At 41.5% G+C, this 16,892-nt stretch carries 17 protein-coding genes; 4 read left to right on the top strand and 13 right to left on the bottom strand.

Translation table 11 applies throughout. The features are described from left to right. Positions 1–11 precede the first annotated feature (11 nt). The 3 genes from hda to ACS72_RS14145 all read left to right on the top strand — a co-directional run bounded on the left by hda (position 12) and on the right by ACS72_RS14145 (position 5,169). Complete coding sequence (gene hda, locus ACS72_RS14135) at positions 12–716, top strand: DnaA regulatory inactivator Hda (protein ID WP_004815088.1); 705 nt, start codon at positions 12–14, stop codon at positions 714–716. 122 nt (positions 717–838) lie between these two features. Further along, positions 839–2,707: a rhombotarget A gene (gene rbtA / locus ACS72_RS14140; RefSeq protein ID WP_048882445.1), complete on the top strand. Its 1,869-nt coding sequence runs from the start codon at positions 839–841 to the stop codon at positions 2,705–2,707. Positions 2,708–2,721: 14 nt separating this feature from the next. Continuing rightward, positions 2,722–5,169, top strand: coding sequence for a hypothetical protein (locus ACS72_RS14145; RefSeq protein WP_228156240.1), 2,448 nt, complete (start codon positions 2,722–2,724; stop codon positions 5,167–5,169). Positions 5,170–5,259: 90 nt separating this feature from the next. Here the strand turns inward: ACS72_RS14145 and ACS72_RS14150 are convergent, their stop codons facing one another. From ACS72_RS14150 to ACS72_RS14170, 5 genes are all read right to left on the bottom strand, one after another. Continuing rightward, positions 5,260–5,658 carry a DUF3106 domain-containing protein gene (locus ACS72_RS14150; RefSeq protein ID WP_048882447.1) on the bottom strand — a complete coding sequence of 133 codons (399 nt, stop codon included), beginning with the start codon at positions 5,656–5,658 and terminating at the stop codon, positions 5,260–5,262. Then, complete coding sequence (locus tag ACS72_RS14155) at positions 5,648–5,965, bottom strand: hypothetical protein (protein ID WP_004815094.1); 318 nt, start codon at positions 5,963–5,965, stop codon at positions 5,648–5,650. Before ACS72_RS14155 ends, ACS72_RS14150 begins: the two co-directional genes overlap by 11 nt. Further along, complete coding sequence (locus ACS72_RS14160) at positions 5,962–6,576, bottom strand: RNA polymerase sigma factor (RefSeq protein ID WP_004815096.1); 615 nt, start codon at positions 6,574–6,576, stop codon at positions 5,962–5,964. Before ACS72_RS14160 ends, ACS72_RS14155 begins: the two co-directional genes overlap by 4 nt. A gap of 168 nt (positions 6,577–6,744) precedes the next feature. Then, complete coding sequence (locus ACS72_RS14165; protein ID WP_048882448.1) at positions 6,745–7,521, bottom strand: RNA methyltransferase; 777 nt, start codon at positions 7,519–7,521, stop codon at positions 6,745–6,747. Positions 7,522–7,572: 51 nt separating this feature from the next. Continuing rightward, entirely contained in the window at positions 7,573–8,547 is a 975-nt protein-coding gene (locus ACS72_RS14170) for a class 1 fructose-bisphosphatase (RefSeq protein ID WP_048882449.1), read from the bottom strand. Positions 8,548–8,728: 181 nt separating this feature from the next. Here ACS72_RS14170 and ACS72_RS14175 point away from each other — a divergent pair, with 181 nt between their 5' ends. After that, complete coding sequence (locus ACS72_RS14175; RefSeq protein WP_048882450.1) at positions 8,729–8,914, top strand: NF038105 family protein; 186 nt, start codon at positions 8,729–8,731, stop codon at positions 8,912–8,914. Between the two features lie 78 nt (positions 8,915–8,992). Here ACS72_RS14175 and pal read toward each other — a convergent pair whose 3' ends face one another. The 8 genes from pal to ACS72_RS14215 form a co-directional block, all read right to left on the bottom strand. Continuing rightward, positions 8,993–9,565, bottom strand: coding sequence for a peptidoglycan-associated lipoprotein Pal (gene pal, locus ACS72_RS14180; RefSeq protein WP_048882451.1), 573 nt, complete (start codon positions 9,563–9,565; stop codon positions 8,993–8,995). A gap of 40 nt (positions 9,566–9,605) precedes the next feature. Continuing rightward, positions 9,606–10,889 (bottom strand): Tol-Pal system beta propeller repeat protein TolB, encoded by a 1,284-nt coding sequence (gene tolB, locus ACS72_RS14185; RefSeq protein WP_171249871.1) that lies wholly within the window; start codon positions 10,887–10,889, stop codon positions 9,606–9,608. A 205-nt stretch (positions 10,890–11,094) separates the two neighbouring features. Then, on the bottom strand, positions 11,095–12,333 hold the full coding sequence (gene tolA / locus ACS72_RS14190) for a cell envelope integrity protein TolA (protein WP_004815108.1): 1,239 nt from the start codon (positions 12,331–12,333) through the stop codon (positions 11,095–11,097). Between the two features lie 3 nt (positions 12,334–12,336). Beyond that, complete coding sequence (gene tolR, locus ACS72_RS14195) at positions 12,337–12,786, bottom strand: protein TolR (protein ID WP_004815110.1); 450 nt, start codon at positions 12,784–12,786, stop codon at positions 12,337–12,339. Beyond that, entirely contained in the window at positions 12,786–13,484 is a 699-nt protein-coding gene (gene tolQ, locus ACS72_RS14200; protein WP_004815111.1) for a protein TolQ, read from the bottom strand. Before tolQ ends, tolR begins: the two co-directional genes overlap by 1 nt. Before the next feature lie 27 nt (positions 13,485–13,511). After that, positions 13,512–13,919, bottom strand: coding sequence for a tol-pal system-associated acyl-CoA thioesterase (gene ybgC, locus ACS72_RS14205; protein WP_004815113.1), 408 nt, complete (start codon positions 13,917–13,919; stop codon positions 13,512–13,514). 225 nt (positions 13,920–14,144) lie between these two features. Beyond that, positions 14,145–14,540, bottom strand: a complete 396-nt coding sequence (locus ACS72_RS14210; protein WP_004815116.1) for a hypothetical protein — start codon at positions 14,538–14,540, stop codon at positions 14,145–14,147. A gap of 739 nt (positions 14,541–15,279) precedes the next feature. Beyond that, entirely contained in the window at positions 15,280–16,617 is a 1,338-nt protein-coding gene (locus tag ACS72_RS14215) for an amidohydrolase (RefSeq protein WP_171249872.1), read from the bottom strand. Between the last annotated feature and the right edge of the window lie 275 nt (positions 16,618–16,892).

Raw genomic sequence — 16,892 nt, forward strand, 5'->3', positions numbered from 1 at the left:
AAAAAATAGATATGCGTCAATTGCAACTTGATATTGAACCCCAGCTCGATGCCCGAATCAGTGATTTTTCGGGTCCGGGATGGGGACATGTAATTGATGCGATTCGCCAGCTCCATGCGGGTCTGATTAATCGTTTCTATGTCTATGGGGGTGCTGGAACAGGTAAGAGTCATTTACTTTCTGCAATTTGTGATTCTTACTTAGAAGTGGGGAAAACTGCAATTCAGGTCTCTTTATTGGAACTTTTGGATGCACCTACAGAAGCCATTACCTCACTTGACCGCTATGATCTGGTAGCTTTAGATGATATTGAAGCGATTAGTGGCGTACCCCACTGGCAAAAGGCAGTTTTTCACTTAATTAATTATAATAATGAAGGCGGTGGTCAGCTGGTCTTTTCTTCAAGGTTTGCTCCGATTGAACTTAAGCTGGAATTACCGGATTTACAGTCTCGTTTGACCCAAGCGGTAAGTACGCGCGTTCCGAACGGAAGTCTTTATGCTGACCGTTTTGCCTTGGTATCATCAGTATTGGATAGACGTGGGATTCATCTGGATCAGCAAATTTTTGATTACCTGCTGAGTCATGGTCCGCATCAGACCTCAGTACTTTTACAAACACTTGAACAGATTATTCAACTTTTAAAGGGTGAGAAACTCAAAGTGAGTAATGCTAATTTAAGGCAGATTTATGCATTGATTGACGAATATCGATAAATAATAAAAAATCTTGAGTAATTACTCAAGTTATGACAGATTAGAGCAAAATAATTCAAATATCGCTAGGATGATGCGATTTTAGAATAAAAAGAAAGAATATAAGAAATTAGGAGAAGGTCATGCTCAAGAAGAGCTTAGGCATTGCTTTGCTATGTATTATGGGGCAGGCATACAGTGCTGAAATTGTCGTCACCACCACTGAAGATATCGTCAGGGATGATAAAGAATGTTCCCTACGTGAGGCTGTGCAATATATTAATCAGGGGATGGATAAGCCTTATCTGGGCTGTGGGGATGACAAGCCTGTTCCTGTTATTAAGTTAAAAGAGAAGGAAATTTATAAGTTAAATTCTCCATTACAAATAATACGCTCCATGTATATCCATACCACCTATGAAAAGAAGATGGGGGATAATCTAGAGGATGGTTTGAGCAATGCAACTATAACAATTATGGACAATCTGCCTGCTAATACCTTGGGCGGAATTTTCAGTATTGCTAATTCTGAAACAGTTTCAGAAAAAAATCAGACCGTATCTGTCAGACTGCGTGAAGTTACACTAGAAGGATGTGGTGCTATCAGTTGTAAAGTGAGCAAAGGAGGCTTAATTTATAACCAAGGTAAGCTCACCCTAGAGTATGTGAAATTACATCGCGGTATGGCCAACGATGGAGGAGCAATTTATATCGCTGGCACAAATAAGACCGATCAAACTAAAAATGGTAGCCTCACGGTTCAAAACTCCTTACTCGAAAACAATACAGCGAATGAAGGGGGGGCTATTTATAATGAATTACCAAACTTCCATATCAGGCAATCTGTAATTAGTAAAAATACAACGACAGCTACAAGTTCTCGTTCATCCAATATTTATACTGAAGATGTGTTATCCAATGAAGAAACTGATGTACTTGTTTTGCCACAATCTTCAATTTACAGTTCTACTCTGTATGGAAATACAGGGGCAGCAGTAACTATTCTTGATGCTATTGCTATTAATAACACCACAATTATAAGTAATTCAATTGGGGTCAAGTTCGATGTAGTAAACAAACCTGGTTATCTAGCAAATAGTATTGTATTGAATAATCCAGGGAGTACCTCTGCTAACACTGATCAGAACTGTCAATTTAGTTCTGAGCAAGTCAAAGTGAGTTCTATTTTGCAGAATAACTTGGTAGGAAACTCCTGTGGTATGGGGTCTTCTATTTATGCAAATGAAATTCTGGATGATGCTTATACGGTTCTTACTGGTGATCAGTTAGAGGGCAAGTGTCCGAATATTACCACTTCATCAAATGCGATTTTATGCCCCTATTTTAAAAATGAAAAACAATTTTTGGGGTATTTCAGGCCAAGAATCCTGATGACATATACAAGTTTGAATACCACTCCAATCTTGAATAAAGGTGAACAGAATACTGATAAAACTAAAGCTGGATGTGTAGGTTATGACCAGCGTGGCAAGTCACCGTTTGGTAAATGCGATCGAGGTGCAATCGAAATCCAAGATTCCAGAGATACGAGTCTGGTGGGACAGGATTTACTGATCGGTAAGTTAAATAATCAGGTGGCCCGGATTTCTATCATAGAAGCATTAGGTGATAGCGATCTTCTGCCTAAAGAGAAATGTAAGGAAGTGGTACTAGACCATCCTCAGGGTGAAGAATGGCAAGACGGCTGTTTACTGATTGAACAACAGGCTCATGTAAGTTCTAAGGGAACCGTTTCTTTGGATTTGGATGGTAATTTAGTTTATACCCCAAAAAATCCTAAAGCAGGCGCAGATCTATTTACTATACGTGTAGTGACTACGATGAATCGTTTTGATTCAAATGCAGCTTATCTTCCAATTCGAGTAAATATCGTAATGGAAGCAGAAAATAATATGAAAAGCGATAAAGTCAAAACATCAGGTGGGGCAACCAGTATATTCTGGCTGATACTATTGATGGGCGGCTTGACCTGGCGAAAACTAGAAAAATAATTTGGAAATACGTGATGAAGAATTATAAAAAAGGACTTTTCACAGCTGCCTTTTTGTCAACTATGTCATTGATGGCAGCTGAAAGTAGAATTATCCAAGTAACGACGACTTTGGATATAGATGATCGTAAATCATGTTCACTACGACAAGCAATCAGAACAGCTTATGAAAATAAAAGTTATGGAAGCTGTAATGTAGGTAATCGTTTACCTGGACAGCCTGATTATATTCAGTTAGAAAAAGGTGAATATGTACTTACTCGGGGTGAGCTCAAGTTAAATTCACCAATATCTTTGTATGGTGCATTACCATTTGATGAGCAGGCTAAAGACTTATTAAAAGGAACTTTCCCGGCCCAACAGCCAATTCAGACCAGTATTAATGCACAAGGCCAGTCACGAATTTTTAATACGGTTACTTCTGGAACTACACTTGAAATTAATAATATTGCGCTAAAGAATGGTTATGCCAAGGCATCTAGTACCGATCGTGGCAATGGTGGAGCTTTATTTATTGGGGGAATACTCAAAATCTACAATTCCGCCATTCTCGATTCCAAAGCGGATAATGAGGGCGGAGCAATCTACTTTGTCGGTAGTGATAGTGAAAGAACCGTATCTCTCATCAAAACCCTGATCATGCGTAATCATGCCCCACTGGGTAGTGTCTGGGCAATGGATTGTGAGCGTAAAGGACTACCAACGACCTCACCAACCAGTATCAGTCATAGCAGTATTGTCGAGAATGGTAATTATCAAACGGGAATGAGTTCCAGCACAAGCATCATTGATTATTGTGGCGCAGGCAGTATTGATATTCATGCTTCTACTATTGCTAAAAATAGGGTAGATGAAGAAGATGGTGCAATTATTCAGTTCAGCTCTCGTACTCAAAAGCCTCTTAATGGTTTAGCTTTATTAGGTTTAGTGAGTAATACGATTGTAGAAAATGAAGCTGCTGCAACCCTCTTATATGATGATAAGGGAATGAAAGCATTTAACTCTAATATATTGGCATTTAATACCGGTCAATCCTGTAGTTATGCCTTAAATGGAGGGAATACGGCAGATCAGTCAATTAATATGATTCTGACAAATAATGCATTAGATAGTACATGTACGGTCCCGGCCGTAAAATTAATAGATGCTGCGAAAAACATCATCATCCCTGCAGCCATAGAACGTTCAGAATTGCTCTCGGATTATAAACCTGCCTCTCCATATAATATATATTTGCCATTGTATTACCCTATAGATAAAAACAGTAATACAGATTTTGTAAATGCTGGACATCTTAACTGTAGTGAAAGTGATCAGCGTGAAATTTTCCGTGTTTCGAATGGAACATTATTGCTCAATCCAGAGAATGCCAATACCTGCGATATTGGTTCTGTTGAACTGATGCGCCTAACTGCAGCAGATATACAGTCATTAAGTAATATCGCATATAGTGAAATGATTACTGTTTATGAAGATCGAATCCAGCAGCTGGAAGCTATGCTAGATGATCCTGGAAATGCACCAAGAAAATTGCAAATTCAGGCTGAACTCGATGACTTTAATTCTTTATTAACAAATACGAGAATATCTGCAAAGTACCGTGCAATTTATATCGATCCATTTGAATTGGCATTACCTAAACAAATTGAAAAAGATGGTGAACTACGAAATAAACCATTTGATGCAGATCAGTATTCGATAACTACTCAAGCCAAAGGTGTAGGAAAATTGGATGCCAGTGCTACAGGTGGAACTAACTTATTTCCTTTTGGTCCAGACGAACAACAAGTATGTGAATGGGTGCCTGAGCTGAAACGTATTATGTTTTACCGTAAGGATGGTGCTATCACACCGCCTGGTGTGAGTGAGTATTGTGTTTATACTCTTACAGAGAATCTTTCTGATAGTGAAAGAGCGAATGGTGTAGTGGCAGAAAGTTCATCGGGTGTATTAGCTGCAACCTTTAACAATATTGCACCTGTAGCTAAAAATGATATTTATACCATTCGTCCAGAAAATGATTTAAGGGTAGAAGTCAATCCATTAAGTAATGACTTCGACGATGATGGACCAATGGATAATTTAGCGCCACAATACAGGAAAACTCCAACTCATTTGGATAACACGGCAGCACCTATTCGCTTTGAAGATATTGATCCTTCATTAATCAATATGTATGCGGAACGTGAGGGAGTATGTCTGGATGGAACGACGAGTGAGAAATGTTATGGTGGTAAAATTACTTTCGAGATTAAAAATAATTTAAGTCAGTTTGATTATCCAATTAAGTATCACTATTATGACACAGAAGGTATAAAGTCAAATACTGCAACTATTATTTTAAGAAATAGCGCGAAAAATACCAATAGCGATAGCAGCGGTGGCGGTGCCATTAATATCATTGCTTTATTCGGTCTGCTTGGCATTGCAGCTTATCGTTCACGTCGTTTATTCAAGAGTTAAAGCGTTATAGAAACAATAAAAAAGCCTCAATTGAGGCTTTTTTAATATCTTTTATTTTTAGCAATAATTTTAATAGTCGGGCTGGGAGAATTAGTTTTCAGCAACTATCAAATGTTTGTTGAAATATTCTTCACGAATCGCAGGGCGTTGTTCAGGCGTTGCTTTTTGCATACGTGAAGCTAACTCTTTGCGTTCATGAGAACTCATTTTCTGCCAGGTTTCGCGCATCTTTTGCTTTTCAGCTTCGGGCAGTTGGGTAAACCAGTCCATGCGCTGTTGTAAGCTTACGCTTTGCTCTGCAGGAAGTTCTTTTAATGTCTGATAACGCTTAATTAAAGCGACCTGTTCTGCATCTGAAAGAGTATTCCAGGTTTCATTGACTTGTGTATCAGCATCTTTGGAAAAAATCCAAAAGCGCTCAAATCCGGCAAAGCTGGTTTGCAGAAAGCCGAATGCACAAAATGCGAGTGCGAGTTTTTTAGCTGCCATGTGGAACCTGGTCCTCACCTAAAACCATTAACATTTCCAAGTCTTCAACCATTTGGGGTGAAAGCTTAGGTACGGACACGACTTGGGTTTGAGGCTCCTCTTGGTTAGCGACATTTGGTAAAACAACAATACCTGCAATGGCAGCTGCAAGTGCAAAACCTGACATTTTGAAGAATGCAAAACGAGAATGCTTGGTCTCCTGAATTTCTTCAAGAACACGGTTCATCACAACAGGTTTGTCCTTATGCTGTTGTGCCATACCATCAAGTTTGGAAGTTACTTTTTTTAAGAAATCATCTTGATTCATTCGGATGACCCTCCCAGAAATGGATTTAGATGTGCAAGTGAGGCACGCAGACCCTGGATTGCACGGTGATAGTGAGTTTTCACACTGCCTTCGCTGCAGTTCATAATTTGTGCGGTGGTATGCGTATCAAAACCTTCCCATGCACGAAGCATGAAAGCCTGTTGTTGACGAACAGGCAATTGGGCAATGGCTTGCTGGATTTCTTCAGCTGTAACGGCTTGATCCAGAAACTCTAATGGGGATGGCGTTGCTTCATCGACGACATCATTGAGTTCGGCATCATCGTCATCGAGCTGAACTTTTTTAAAAAATGAAAATGGCTGATTACGACGCATTTCTTTACGTCGCCAGTCCTGTAACTTATTATTTAAAATGGTGTAGAACAGGGGATACCATTCTTCAGTGGATCGATCTGCATAGGATTTATGCAGGGAAATAAACGCTTCCTGGACCAGATCCATGGCAATGCCATGCTGGCTTTGGGTTGCACTTTCCATCATCACCAATGCACGACCCGTTACGTCTTGCATAAAATTCTTCAGGCGTGACTCAGCTGTACTCTTTAGAGTACTGGCATCTTGCGACTGAAGCTGTTTTGGCGCTAAATCCATAGAGATGGAAAATCCTGTCATTGGATACCCACCATTATTTTCAAGTACATGTCTATATAACGTTGAAAATAATGGTTTGGTTGACATTACACTTGATTATTTTTTCTAGTGTAATCTATTTTTTATGCAGGTCGCTGAGAAATAAAATAAAGTAACTTAAATGTGTGATCAGATACGTTGACGGACCATTTCAAAGAAACAGATTGAACCTGCAATGGCAACATTCAGTGATTCCTGACCGCCTGGTTGAGGGATAGTAACTGCTTCGGCATGTTCCAGTGCATAGTCAGAAACGCCTTGACCTTCATTGCCCAGAATCCATACACAGGCCTTACGCAAATCTTTGCTATATAAGCTGCTAGAACGGTGAGAGCTGGTCACATAAACAGGAATCTTAAAGTTATTAAGCACTTCTTCTAAAGTGACATTTTCAAAACACTGTAAAGAAAAATGTGCACCCATTCCTGCACGTAATACCCGTGGAGACCAGAGCGATGCAGAACCTTTGGTGCAAATGATCTGATCAATGCCAGCCGCAGCAGCTGAGCGGAGCAAAGTACCGACATTGCCCGGATCTTGAACATTTTCAAGAATCAGTGTGTCTGCGGTGTAATCCAATGCTTGGCTAGAGCTTGGAATATCCACGATTGCCATACAGGCAATCGAAGTTCCTAATGTACTTAAGTCTTTATATAAAGATTCACCAATAACGAAAACGACACCGGTGTATTTCTGTAAAATGATCTCAAAGTCTGGATGTTGCAGGGCATGTTCGGTGGTGAAAATAGAATTGATTTTCTTGCTTTCATGAAGCCATGCAAGACACAGGTGTGTGCCTTCAAGCACAGTTTGTCCTTGCTTTTTTCGATACGAATTCTGTTCAATCAAGCCACGCAAGTGCTTAATTTTAGGATTATCTTTAGATTCAAGGAAGATTGTTGGCATGGGAGAGAAGTCCACGGCAGTCAGTAGAACGCCAACTGCCGTTTTTAAATATTAGTTATGGTAGCTAGTGACAAGAGCAACTTCGTTTTTCGAACCGATGATCACTGGAACACGCTGATGCAAGTCAGTAGGCTGGATGTCAAGAATGCGAACACGACCAGTCGTAGATGCACCACCTGCCTGTTCCATCAACATACTCATTGGATTTGCCTCATACATCAGACGTAAACGGCCAGCTTTTTTCGGATCTTTCAGGTCATATGGATACATGAAGATACCGCTACGGCACAGGATACGGTGAATATCGCCTACCATACATGCAACCCAGCGCATGTTAAAGTCTTTTTCACGAGAACCAGTTTTGCCTGCAAGAAGTTCATCGATATAACGTTTTACAGGTTCTTCCCAATGACGTTGGTTTGATGCATTAATTGCATATTCTTTAGTATCTGCAGCAACCTGAATATTTTCAGAAGTCAGCAGGAATTCCTGGGTTTCTGGATCGAAAGTGAAAAAGTTTGTACCTGCACCTACAGTCAGCGCCATCATGGTAGATGGACCGTACAATACATAACCTGCTGCAACCTGATTGACACCCGCTTGCATGAAGTCTTCTGCCTGAGTTAGGGCATTTTTAGCAGGTAAAATCGAGAAGATGGTGCCAACACACATATTGATATCAATATTGCTTGAACCATCAAGTGGATCGAACAATACCAGGAATTGACCATTTTCCTGTGCAGGAGTGAACTCATCCAGTTCTTCAGATGCCAGGCCACCTACATTTGGATGAACTTTTAATGCATCGATCAAATAGTCATTAGAGATGACATCCAGTTTTTTTTGTTCTTCGCCCTGAACGTTCTCATGCTGAGCACTGCCCAATACGCCAGCCAATGCACCTTTTTGCAGTGCTTGATCAATTGTCTTAGATGTATTTGCAATTGTTTCAATCACTTGTGCAAGTTCAGGCGTGAGATTCCCAGTTTTTTGCTGTAAAAATTGGGAAAGGCTTAGGTAAGACATGTCAGAAAAACTCCGAATAAAAATTTATCAGAATGATAAAAATGTAATTGGGCTATATTTTAGATGAGAACGTGGTAAAAGAAAAATTAAACTGAGACTATTTGCTATGATTTTACACTTGCAAGTCCGCTAGAAAATGCTATGTTGATTAAAAGGAAAACATAGGTTCAGGAGCACAAATATGACAACATTAAAGTTTGATGCGACTCCTACGCCGAGCGAAGCCATTAATTTAGATGAAATTTCTGAAGATAAGATGAAGGAAGCCTGGAAGGCTTATGAGGCTAAGCCGGAGTATAAAGAGTTCAATAAACACGACATGATTGAGTCGATGCAGTATCCCGAGGACGAAGAAGCTCAACACTAAAATATGTTTCGCATTCAAAAAAAGCACTCATCAATGAGTGCTTTTTTATTTGCAGAACTGAGAACAGTTCAGGCAGTTTTATTTGAGTAGTGGTGGAACCGCTTCGTAGTTAATTTCTACACGACGGTTTTCTTTCCAGGCATTTTCGTCATGACCTGGATTCACTGGCATTTCTTTACCATAGCTCACCGCTTCAAGTTGACCTGCATTCACGCCAGTCGTTATCAAGAAGCTTTCTACCGCTTTGGCACGACGTTCACCAAGTGCCATGTTGTATTCACGTGTACCACGTTCATCAGTATGACCTGTCAAAGCAACACGTGAATTGGCATTTGCCATCAGGAATTGGGCGTGGGCTTGCAGGGTGAGAAGATCGTCATTTGACAATTCACTACTGTCATAGTCGAAGTGCACCACACGTTTTGCCAGGTAAGCTTTATTTTCAGCAGTGACACCTTTAGAAGATGCACCAGCCATGCTTTGTGCATTTAGTGCAGCATCTTCGCTCAAACCTTGAGTGTCGACAGTTGTGGCTGAACCTGCGCCAAGTTCACCGGTTTGCGTTTGTGTTGCTGGTTTACGGCTGGCACAGCCAGTCATCACTAGTGCAGCAGCCAGTAATGGAAGTGCGAATAATTGTACTTTTTTCATCTTCATCTCCATGAAGTTTTGAGTATGTTGAAGTAATGGGTTATTTAGGTGCCCAAGCTGGTTCACGAACTTCACCTTGTTCACTTGGCAGGTTCATACGGAAACGGCCATCAAGTGACATGATCGATAGCAGCCCACGTGAACCTTCACGTGTTGCATAGACTACCATCTGACCATTTGGTGAGAAGCTTGGTGATTCATCCAGACTGGTAGGCGTGAGGATATTATTCACACCTGAATTCAAGTCTTGAATGGCAACTTTGTAATTACTGCCACTTGGACGGTGAACCAATGCCAGTTTTTTACCATCTGCGCTTAAAGTACCGCGAGCATTGAAGGCACCACGGAACGTAAGACGTTTGGTTGCACTGTTGGCAAAATCATAACGATAAATCTGTGGCGAACCGCCGCGGTCAGAGGTGAAAATAAAAGATTTGCCATCTGGTGCATAACGCGCCTCAGTATCAATCGCTGAGTCATTTGTCAGACGTTTTAACTGGCGAGTTTCTAGATTCATTTCATAGATTTCAGGATTGCCATGCATAGAAGCTGTAAATAGCATATTCTTGCCATCTGGGGAGAAACTTGGCGCACCATTTAGACCACGGAAGCTGGCCAATTTTTCACGTTGACCAGTTGCCAGATTTTGTAGGTAAATTGCCGGACGTTTGGTTTCAAATGAAACATAGGCAATCTTTTTCGCATCTGGTGTCCAGGCTGGGGACAGGATTGGATCACGTGAAGTCAGGATGGTTTTTGGTTGTTCACCATCGGTATCAGCAATCTGCAGGGTATAACGCTGATCAGGTGTCGCAGGATTGCGCAGTACATAGGCAATACGGCCGCTAAAATCACCTGGAATACCGGTCAATGCTTGGAAAATGGCATCACTGATCATGTGAGCAGCTTGACGGGTACGTGTAGCCGGTACTGTTAACAGTTCATTCAATAGATACTGTTTTTTCTCAATATCATAGAGCTGATATTGAATTTCATAAGAACCATCAGCATTGGTTTTGGATGAGCCTGTTACCACATAAGGTACACCTGCAGCTGCCCAGGCATCCGCATTCGGATTATTCAGGGTTGCTGTTGCCGGCAGGTTTTTTGAAGCACTAGTAAACTTGCCAGAACGGTTCAGGTCATTTTCCACAATCGGGTAGATGCTCTGGTCCTGACTGAATGGCACGATCGCAATCTTTGGAGCTGCTTCAGGGGCCTTAGTAATTTCAAGATGCAGTTGCGCCTGTGATTGTGTTGCAGTCAGTGTACCCAGCGCAGCGAATATGGCAAGGCAGAGTAAGTGTTTGCGCGTTTTTTCCATCATTCGTTATTTACTCAAATCAACGGATTTATTGTGAATATGATTTGCGTTACATCATCGCATGAATTTGGCTGAATGAAACCACTCAGCAATGATCAAACTGTTATAACACTGTGAAAAGTGAATATTATTTTGCCGCTCTTTGCTGAAGTTTAACTTAAAAAAATAAAAGCCATAACTGTTTTTCAGATTATGGCTTAAATTTTTATTGTGCAGTGAAGGTAGAGGTGAAACTCCGGGCTTCACGCCGTGCATCTGGATCAGATGGCATCGGGTAGGGTGCAGCAGCACGAACTGCGGCTTCTACACTGGCTTTCATGTCTGGATCGCTAGCATTCACGATCACAGAAACCACAGAACCGCTGTCACTTAAGGTAACCCGGGCAGTCGCTTTCTGACCGGAAGAACCAGTAGGCGTATCCCAGGCACGCTTGATCTTATTTTCAAAGTCGCGTTTTGCTGTAGAGGCAATCCGTTTTGCTTCAGCTTTTTTCTGGGCAGCTTCTTCAGCGGCCTGTTTAGCAGCAGAAGCTTTTGCCTCAGCTTCAGCTTGTGCTTTAGCTTCGGCATCCGCTTTAGCTTTCGCATCGGCAGCAGCTTTATTTTTGGCGGTGGCATCCGCTTTAGCTTTAGCATCTGCTTCGGCTTTGCGTTTGGCCTCAGCATCGGCTTTCGCTTTTGCAGCGGTATCCGATTTTTCCTTGGCAGCGGCATCTGCTTTGGCTTTCGCGGCAGCATCAGCCTTACGTTTTGCTTCGGCATCAGCTTTCGCTTTTGCATCAGCGGCAGCTTTATTTTTCGCAGCAGCATCGGCTTTTGCCTTAGCAGCAGCTTCAGCCTTGGCTTTCGCCTGTGCATCCGCTTGCTGTTTAGCTGCTAAGTCAGCTCGCTTTTGTGCTTCTAGTTTTGCTTTTTCTGCAGCAACTGCTTTCTGCTGAGCTTGCTGTTCTGCACGGCGGGCAGCTTCTTGTTCAGCTTTTGATTTGTTTGCAGCATCGGCTTTTGCTTTAGCAGCCGCTGCCTTGGCCTGTTCTGCAGCCTCAGCACGTTTTGCTGCTTCTGCGGCTTGCTGTTCAGCCTTGCGTTGTGCTGCTTCTGCGGCTTTCGCTTCTTGTGCGGCCTTTTGAGTATCTACTTTTGGTGCCGGTGGCGTCACTGGAGGGGCAGCAGTTGGAATTACTGGGGCTGCTTCCGTAGGCTCAGCAGTCTGCGTGATCTGTTCTGCCACATTTTCATGGGCAGTTTCATCAAACTCGGTTTCTTCACGTGTGACCGGTTTTAAGTCTTCAGGATTTACCAGTACAGTTTTAATCTGTTTTGGCGGTTCCGGCGGTTTGCTCATCCCCAGATAAAGTAATCCCACCAAAGCGACTGTATGGACTCCAATCGTGAATCCAATCGCAAGCACTTTCTGCTTAGAGGGTGGCTTTTTGAAATCTTTCATAAATTACTTTATAGGGGCGGTAAGCAAGCCGACTTGTGCGAGACCGGCATCCTGTAGGGCAGACATGAGTTTCATGACTTCGCCATAAGGACGAGTCTCACTCCCATTAATCAAAACGCTAAGCTGTTTGTTCGCAGTCTGTGCTTCATTTTGTGCATTGGTCAGGACTGTTTTTAATTCATCGAGCGTTAACACATCATTTGCGTGATTTTTATCTTCTAATTTAATCGTACCATCTGCTTCTAAAGTCACGATCGCAGGGCGGTCCTCAGCTTGAATTGGATTGCTATTGGCTTGTGGCAAATCAACCTTAATACCGGTAGTAATCATAGGTGCCGTCACCATAAAAATCACCAGAAGCACCAACATCACGTCAATATAAGGCACGACGTTCATGTCACTTTTCAGTGGTTTTTTAATACGCTCAAAGCGTCCTGAACGTTGAATAGCCATTAGTCATTGTCCTGAGGCTGGCCAAGTGACTGACGTTGTAACAGGGCCACCATTTCTTCTGCGAACAGGGCACGATCAGAATAAACTGCTTCACCTTTAGCTGTGTAATGGTTGAATGCCAATACTGCTGGAATGGCAGCAAATAAACCAATTGCGGTTGCAATTAAAGCTTCCGCAATGCCTGGCGCTACAGTTGCTAGCGTGACCTGATCCACATCTGCCAGACCAATGAAAGCATTCATGATGCCCCAGACTGTACCGAACAGACCGACATAAGGCGCAACTGAACCGATACTGGCCAAGGCACCTAAGCCATTTTCCAGGCTACCCTGATCACGGCTTAAGCCCACGCGCAGAATACGTTCAGTGCCTTCAATCGACTGGGTGGTAGAGGCATTGCGTTTTTTCAGTTTAAGAAACTCACCCAGGCCCTGATAGAAAATATCTTCCAGACCGGTACGTTTAGAGTTCAGCTGAGCATTGTTATAAAGGGTATTCAGTTCAGCACCAGACCAGAAGATCTTCTGAAAATGTTCATCTTCAGCCTGTGCTTTTTTGTAGCCCATGTAAAGCTTGGCAATCAGATACCAGCTATACAGAGATGCCAGTAAAAGAGACAGCATAACCAGTTGTACGACAGGGCTTGCTTGTAAAATAAGATCTGATACTTGTAGGGATGATGCTAACTCGGTTGCCATAGTGTTTACATGTGCCAATTCATTTTTTTAATCTTGTTCCAATTCTTGTCGAATCAGGTCGCGTATTTCATCAGGTAGGCGACGTGGACGCATATCAGCGCCGATACAGGCCAGCTCTACCTCACCCGATGCAAGCATGATTTCACCACGATAAATATTTTGTTGCAATACAAAAGATGAAGCTTTAAGTGAAACGACACTTGCAGTGACGGTAATTAAGTCATCCATCATAATAGGACGCGAATATTTCACGTTAATTTTATGTACAACAAAATTGTAATCTTTTTGATGCCAGTAGTGGCTGATGCCTGATGCACGCAGCCATTCGGTACGTGTACGTTCCATAAAGCGAATATGATTGGCGTGATAGACAATGCCACCCGCATCTGTGTCTTCAATATAAACGCGGATATTGAATTCAAATTTATTCGCCATAATGCTTTTCCATTGGTTTTACATGCAGATTAATGCTGCTTTCTGCACCTAATTTTGAGCTTAGAATTTGCCAAAATCAGGCTACAAGTCAAGTGATATCAGGCTGGGCAGTTTAGCATACTGACTTTTTTGACCAATGGCACAAGATTTCAAAGACGTGAAAAATTTTATCTGTAGGGGCGGTATTAGAGAGACCGCTAGCGATAAGAACTAATCAATTAATTTTTAAACAGTCCTACATTGAACTGGATGATTGTCATAGTCGCCTTTAAAGAAAATGGATTGCGTATCGCGGTTTATGGACAGTACATAACTTGGACTGTTATGAGGGTGATCACGATCTACCCAGCGAATTTGAGGAAGTTGAAGTAGGGGTTGAGCGTTGACGTAAGTCACTGAAGCTTCACCATTCCAGCAGGCATTTTCGGCACAGATGGAGACATGTTTATGACGATTGACTGAGATTGTTAATTTATCTGGTGAAGAACTAGATGGGTTTTTAATACAATTTGGATGCGGGTAAAGACTTTGCAAAATTGCATTATTGCACTCCCAGACATCTTGGGCAGAAGTTATTGCAGGATATAAAATAGCGCAGGTCGCCAATAAGAACACTTTCATGACTTAATCCTCATTGAATACTTTTTTATAGTCTTAGAATGCCTATCTGCTGATTTTTATTTGTATTTTAAAAACTATGTATGGAAGAAAATTTAATCAGAATAGACAGTTTAAGCTTTATATTTTTTCTAAAGAATTTTAATCACTTTTTATTTTAAGTGAGTATTGCTTCTCATTTTTTAAATTTAAAAGTTTTATATAGACCAATCAATATCTTCAGAGAGAGGATTTGTAGCGAACGGTAAAGAGTAAGCATAATATGTAATAAAGAATTAAAGTTTTAAATCATATAATATTTAACATGCTTGAATATTAGACGATAAGACAGGAGATATTGAAGAAAAAATATATTTGAAAATACAAGTTATTTAGACAGCTTTTAAATAGATGAATGGCATGCTATTAAATAATAGCTAAAAGAAATTAATCTTATCCTATACAGGTTTTTGTTAAATTAATTGAACAATATTAAGAATCACCAGCAAAAAGTGAGTAAATCACCTGTTCTGATTCAAACACTAGACTCTAGCTGCTTTGATCTGTCTCTTTATTATAAGGCTCCTTAGATTGATTTTCTTTCTAAGGGGAGCTGCAAACAGTACGGTGAATATCTACCTAGGGTTATTGTGGAATATAAGAGAAGAGAGTTGATGTTTAAATCAGAACAGATAGAAAAGTGTTGTATAGAAAGATGAAAAAATGAATGAGTCCAAAAACTCATTCATTTGGATACATCAGATTATTTCTTCTTTTTCCAGTTGGCCTGCACCTGCTCAGCCACTTTCGGATAGTCCAGAATAAAGCGAACATGACTTTCAACCCCAGTTTTCAGGGTCGCATCATCGACAATGAAATTCGGGTTATGGTTTGGTGCGGCCTGATTCATATCCTGATCAGCTGGTGTTGCTCCAACAAATACAAACAGGGATGGCATCAGCTGGCCATAGTAAGCAAAATCTTCACTAGCGCTGGCATTGTTGTCTAAAACATGCAGTTTATCTTCGCCCTGTACGCTTGCTAAGGTCGGGCGCATTAATTCAGTCAAGGTTTTATCATTGGTGGTGACCGGTGCATAGGGAGAGATTTCAACCTTGACCTTGACATCGTTGGCAGCAGCATTGTGTTCCAGCATTTTCGGCAAGTCTTTTAAAATGCCTTGACGCACATCTTCACTATTGGAACGGATGGTGCCGACCATATTGACCTGATCTGGAATGACATTACCGGTTGTGCCACCCTGTATGCTGCCAATACTGACCACGCCCATCCCTTTAGTCAGGTCGGCTTTACGGCTGATCAGACTTTGTAAATTGGTCACCATCTGGGCAGAGGCATAAATCGGGTCTTTACCTGCCCAAGGCATGGAGCCATGTACCTGACTGCCATTCACCTGAATGCTTAAATGATCGGCACTATTTAAAATCGCACCATCTTTATAGAAAATATTGCCACTTGGCATACCTGCCATGACATGCATCCCGAAAATCACTTCAGGTTTTGGATTGTTCAAGGCACCATCGGCAATCATTTTGCGTGAGCCAATCTGATCGCCATGGGTGAAATTATCAATATCTGCACCACCTTCTTCAGCTGGCTGGAATACCAACACCACTGTTCCTGCAATTTTATCTTTATTGGCGGCCAGAACTTTGGCTGCCCCTAGGAGCATGGCAGTATGTGCATCATGACCACAGGCATGCATTACATGGGTTTCTTTGCCCTGATAAATCGCTTTTTGCTTGCTGGCGAATGATACTGGTGCAGTTTCCTGGATGGGTAAGGCATCCATATCTGCACGCAGGGCCATGACTGGACCCGGTTTTGCACCTTTCAAAACTCCAATCACACCAGTCTTGGCATAACCTTTGCGGACCTCAATACCATAGGACTTCAGTTCCCTTTGCACCAGTTCGGAGGTTTTAAATTCCATATTGCCCAGTTCAGGATGCTGGTGGATATGCTGGCGTAACTTGATGGTATGAGCTTCAGCTTTCTGCACAGAATTATCAATCCAGTCTGCCAGACTCATCTGACTGGCAAACGCAAGTGGAAGACAAAGGCAAAGCCGCTTATACATATTCATATCTGGGGAGAACCTTAAGAATCGGAGATGGTTAAAAGGATATTCTAGAATGGCATACTGGCTTTAAATTAACCAAAACCTGCACGGTATATAGTCAATACTTCTAAGGTATAAAGAGGGAGTTACCTTGCTGTTTAAGGAAATTATTCAGTAAGTTTTATTGTAATTTTATGTATCTCAGGGACATGTGGTTTTTCTCTCTTTATATACCTGCTTCCTATATTGAAATTTATTCAAAGAAGTATAGATCGATCAAATGATTAAATTTT

Origin of the sequence: Acinetobacter sp. VT 511, assembly GCF_001077515.1 — a bacterium.
GTDB lineage: Bacteria > Pseudomonadota > Gammaproteobacteria > Pseudomonadales > Moraxellaceae > Acinetobacter > Acinetobacter schindleri.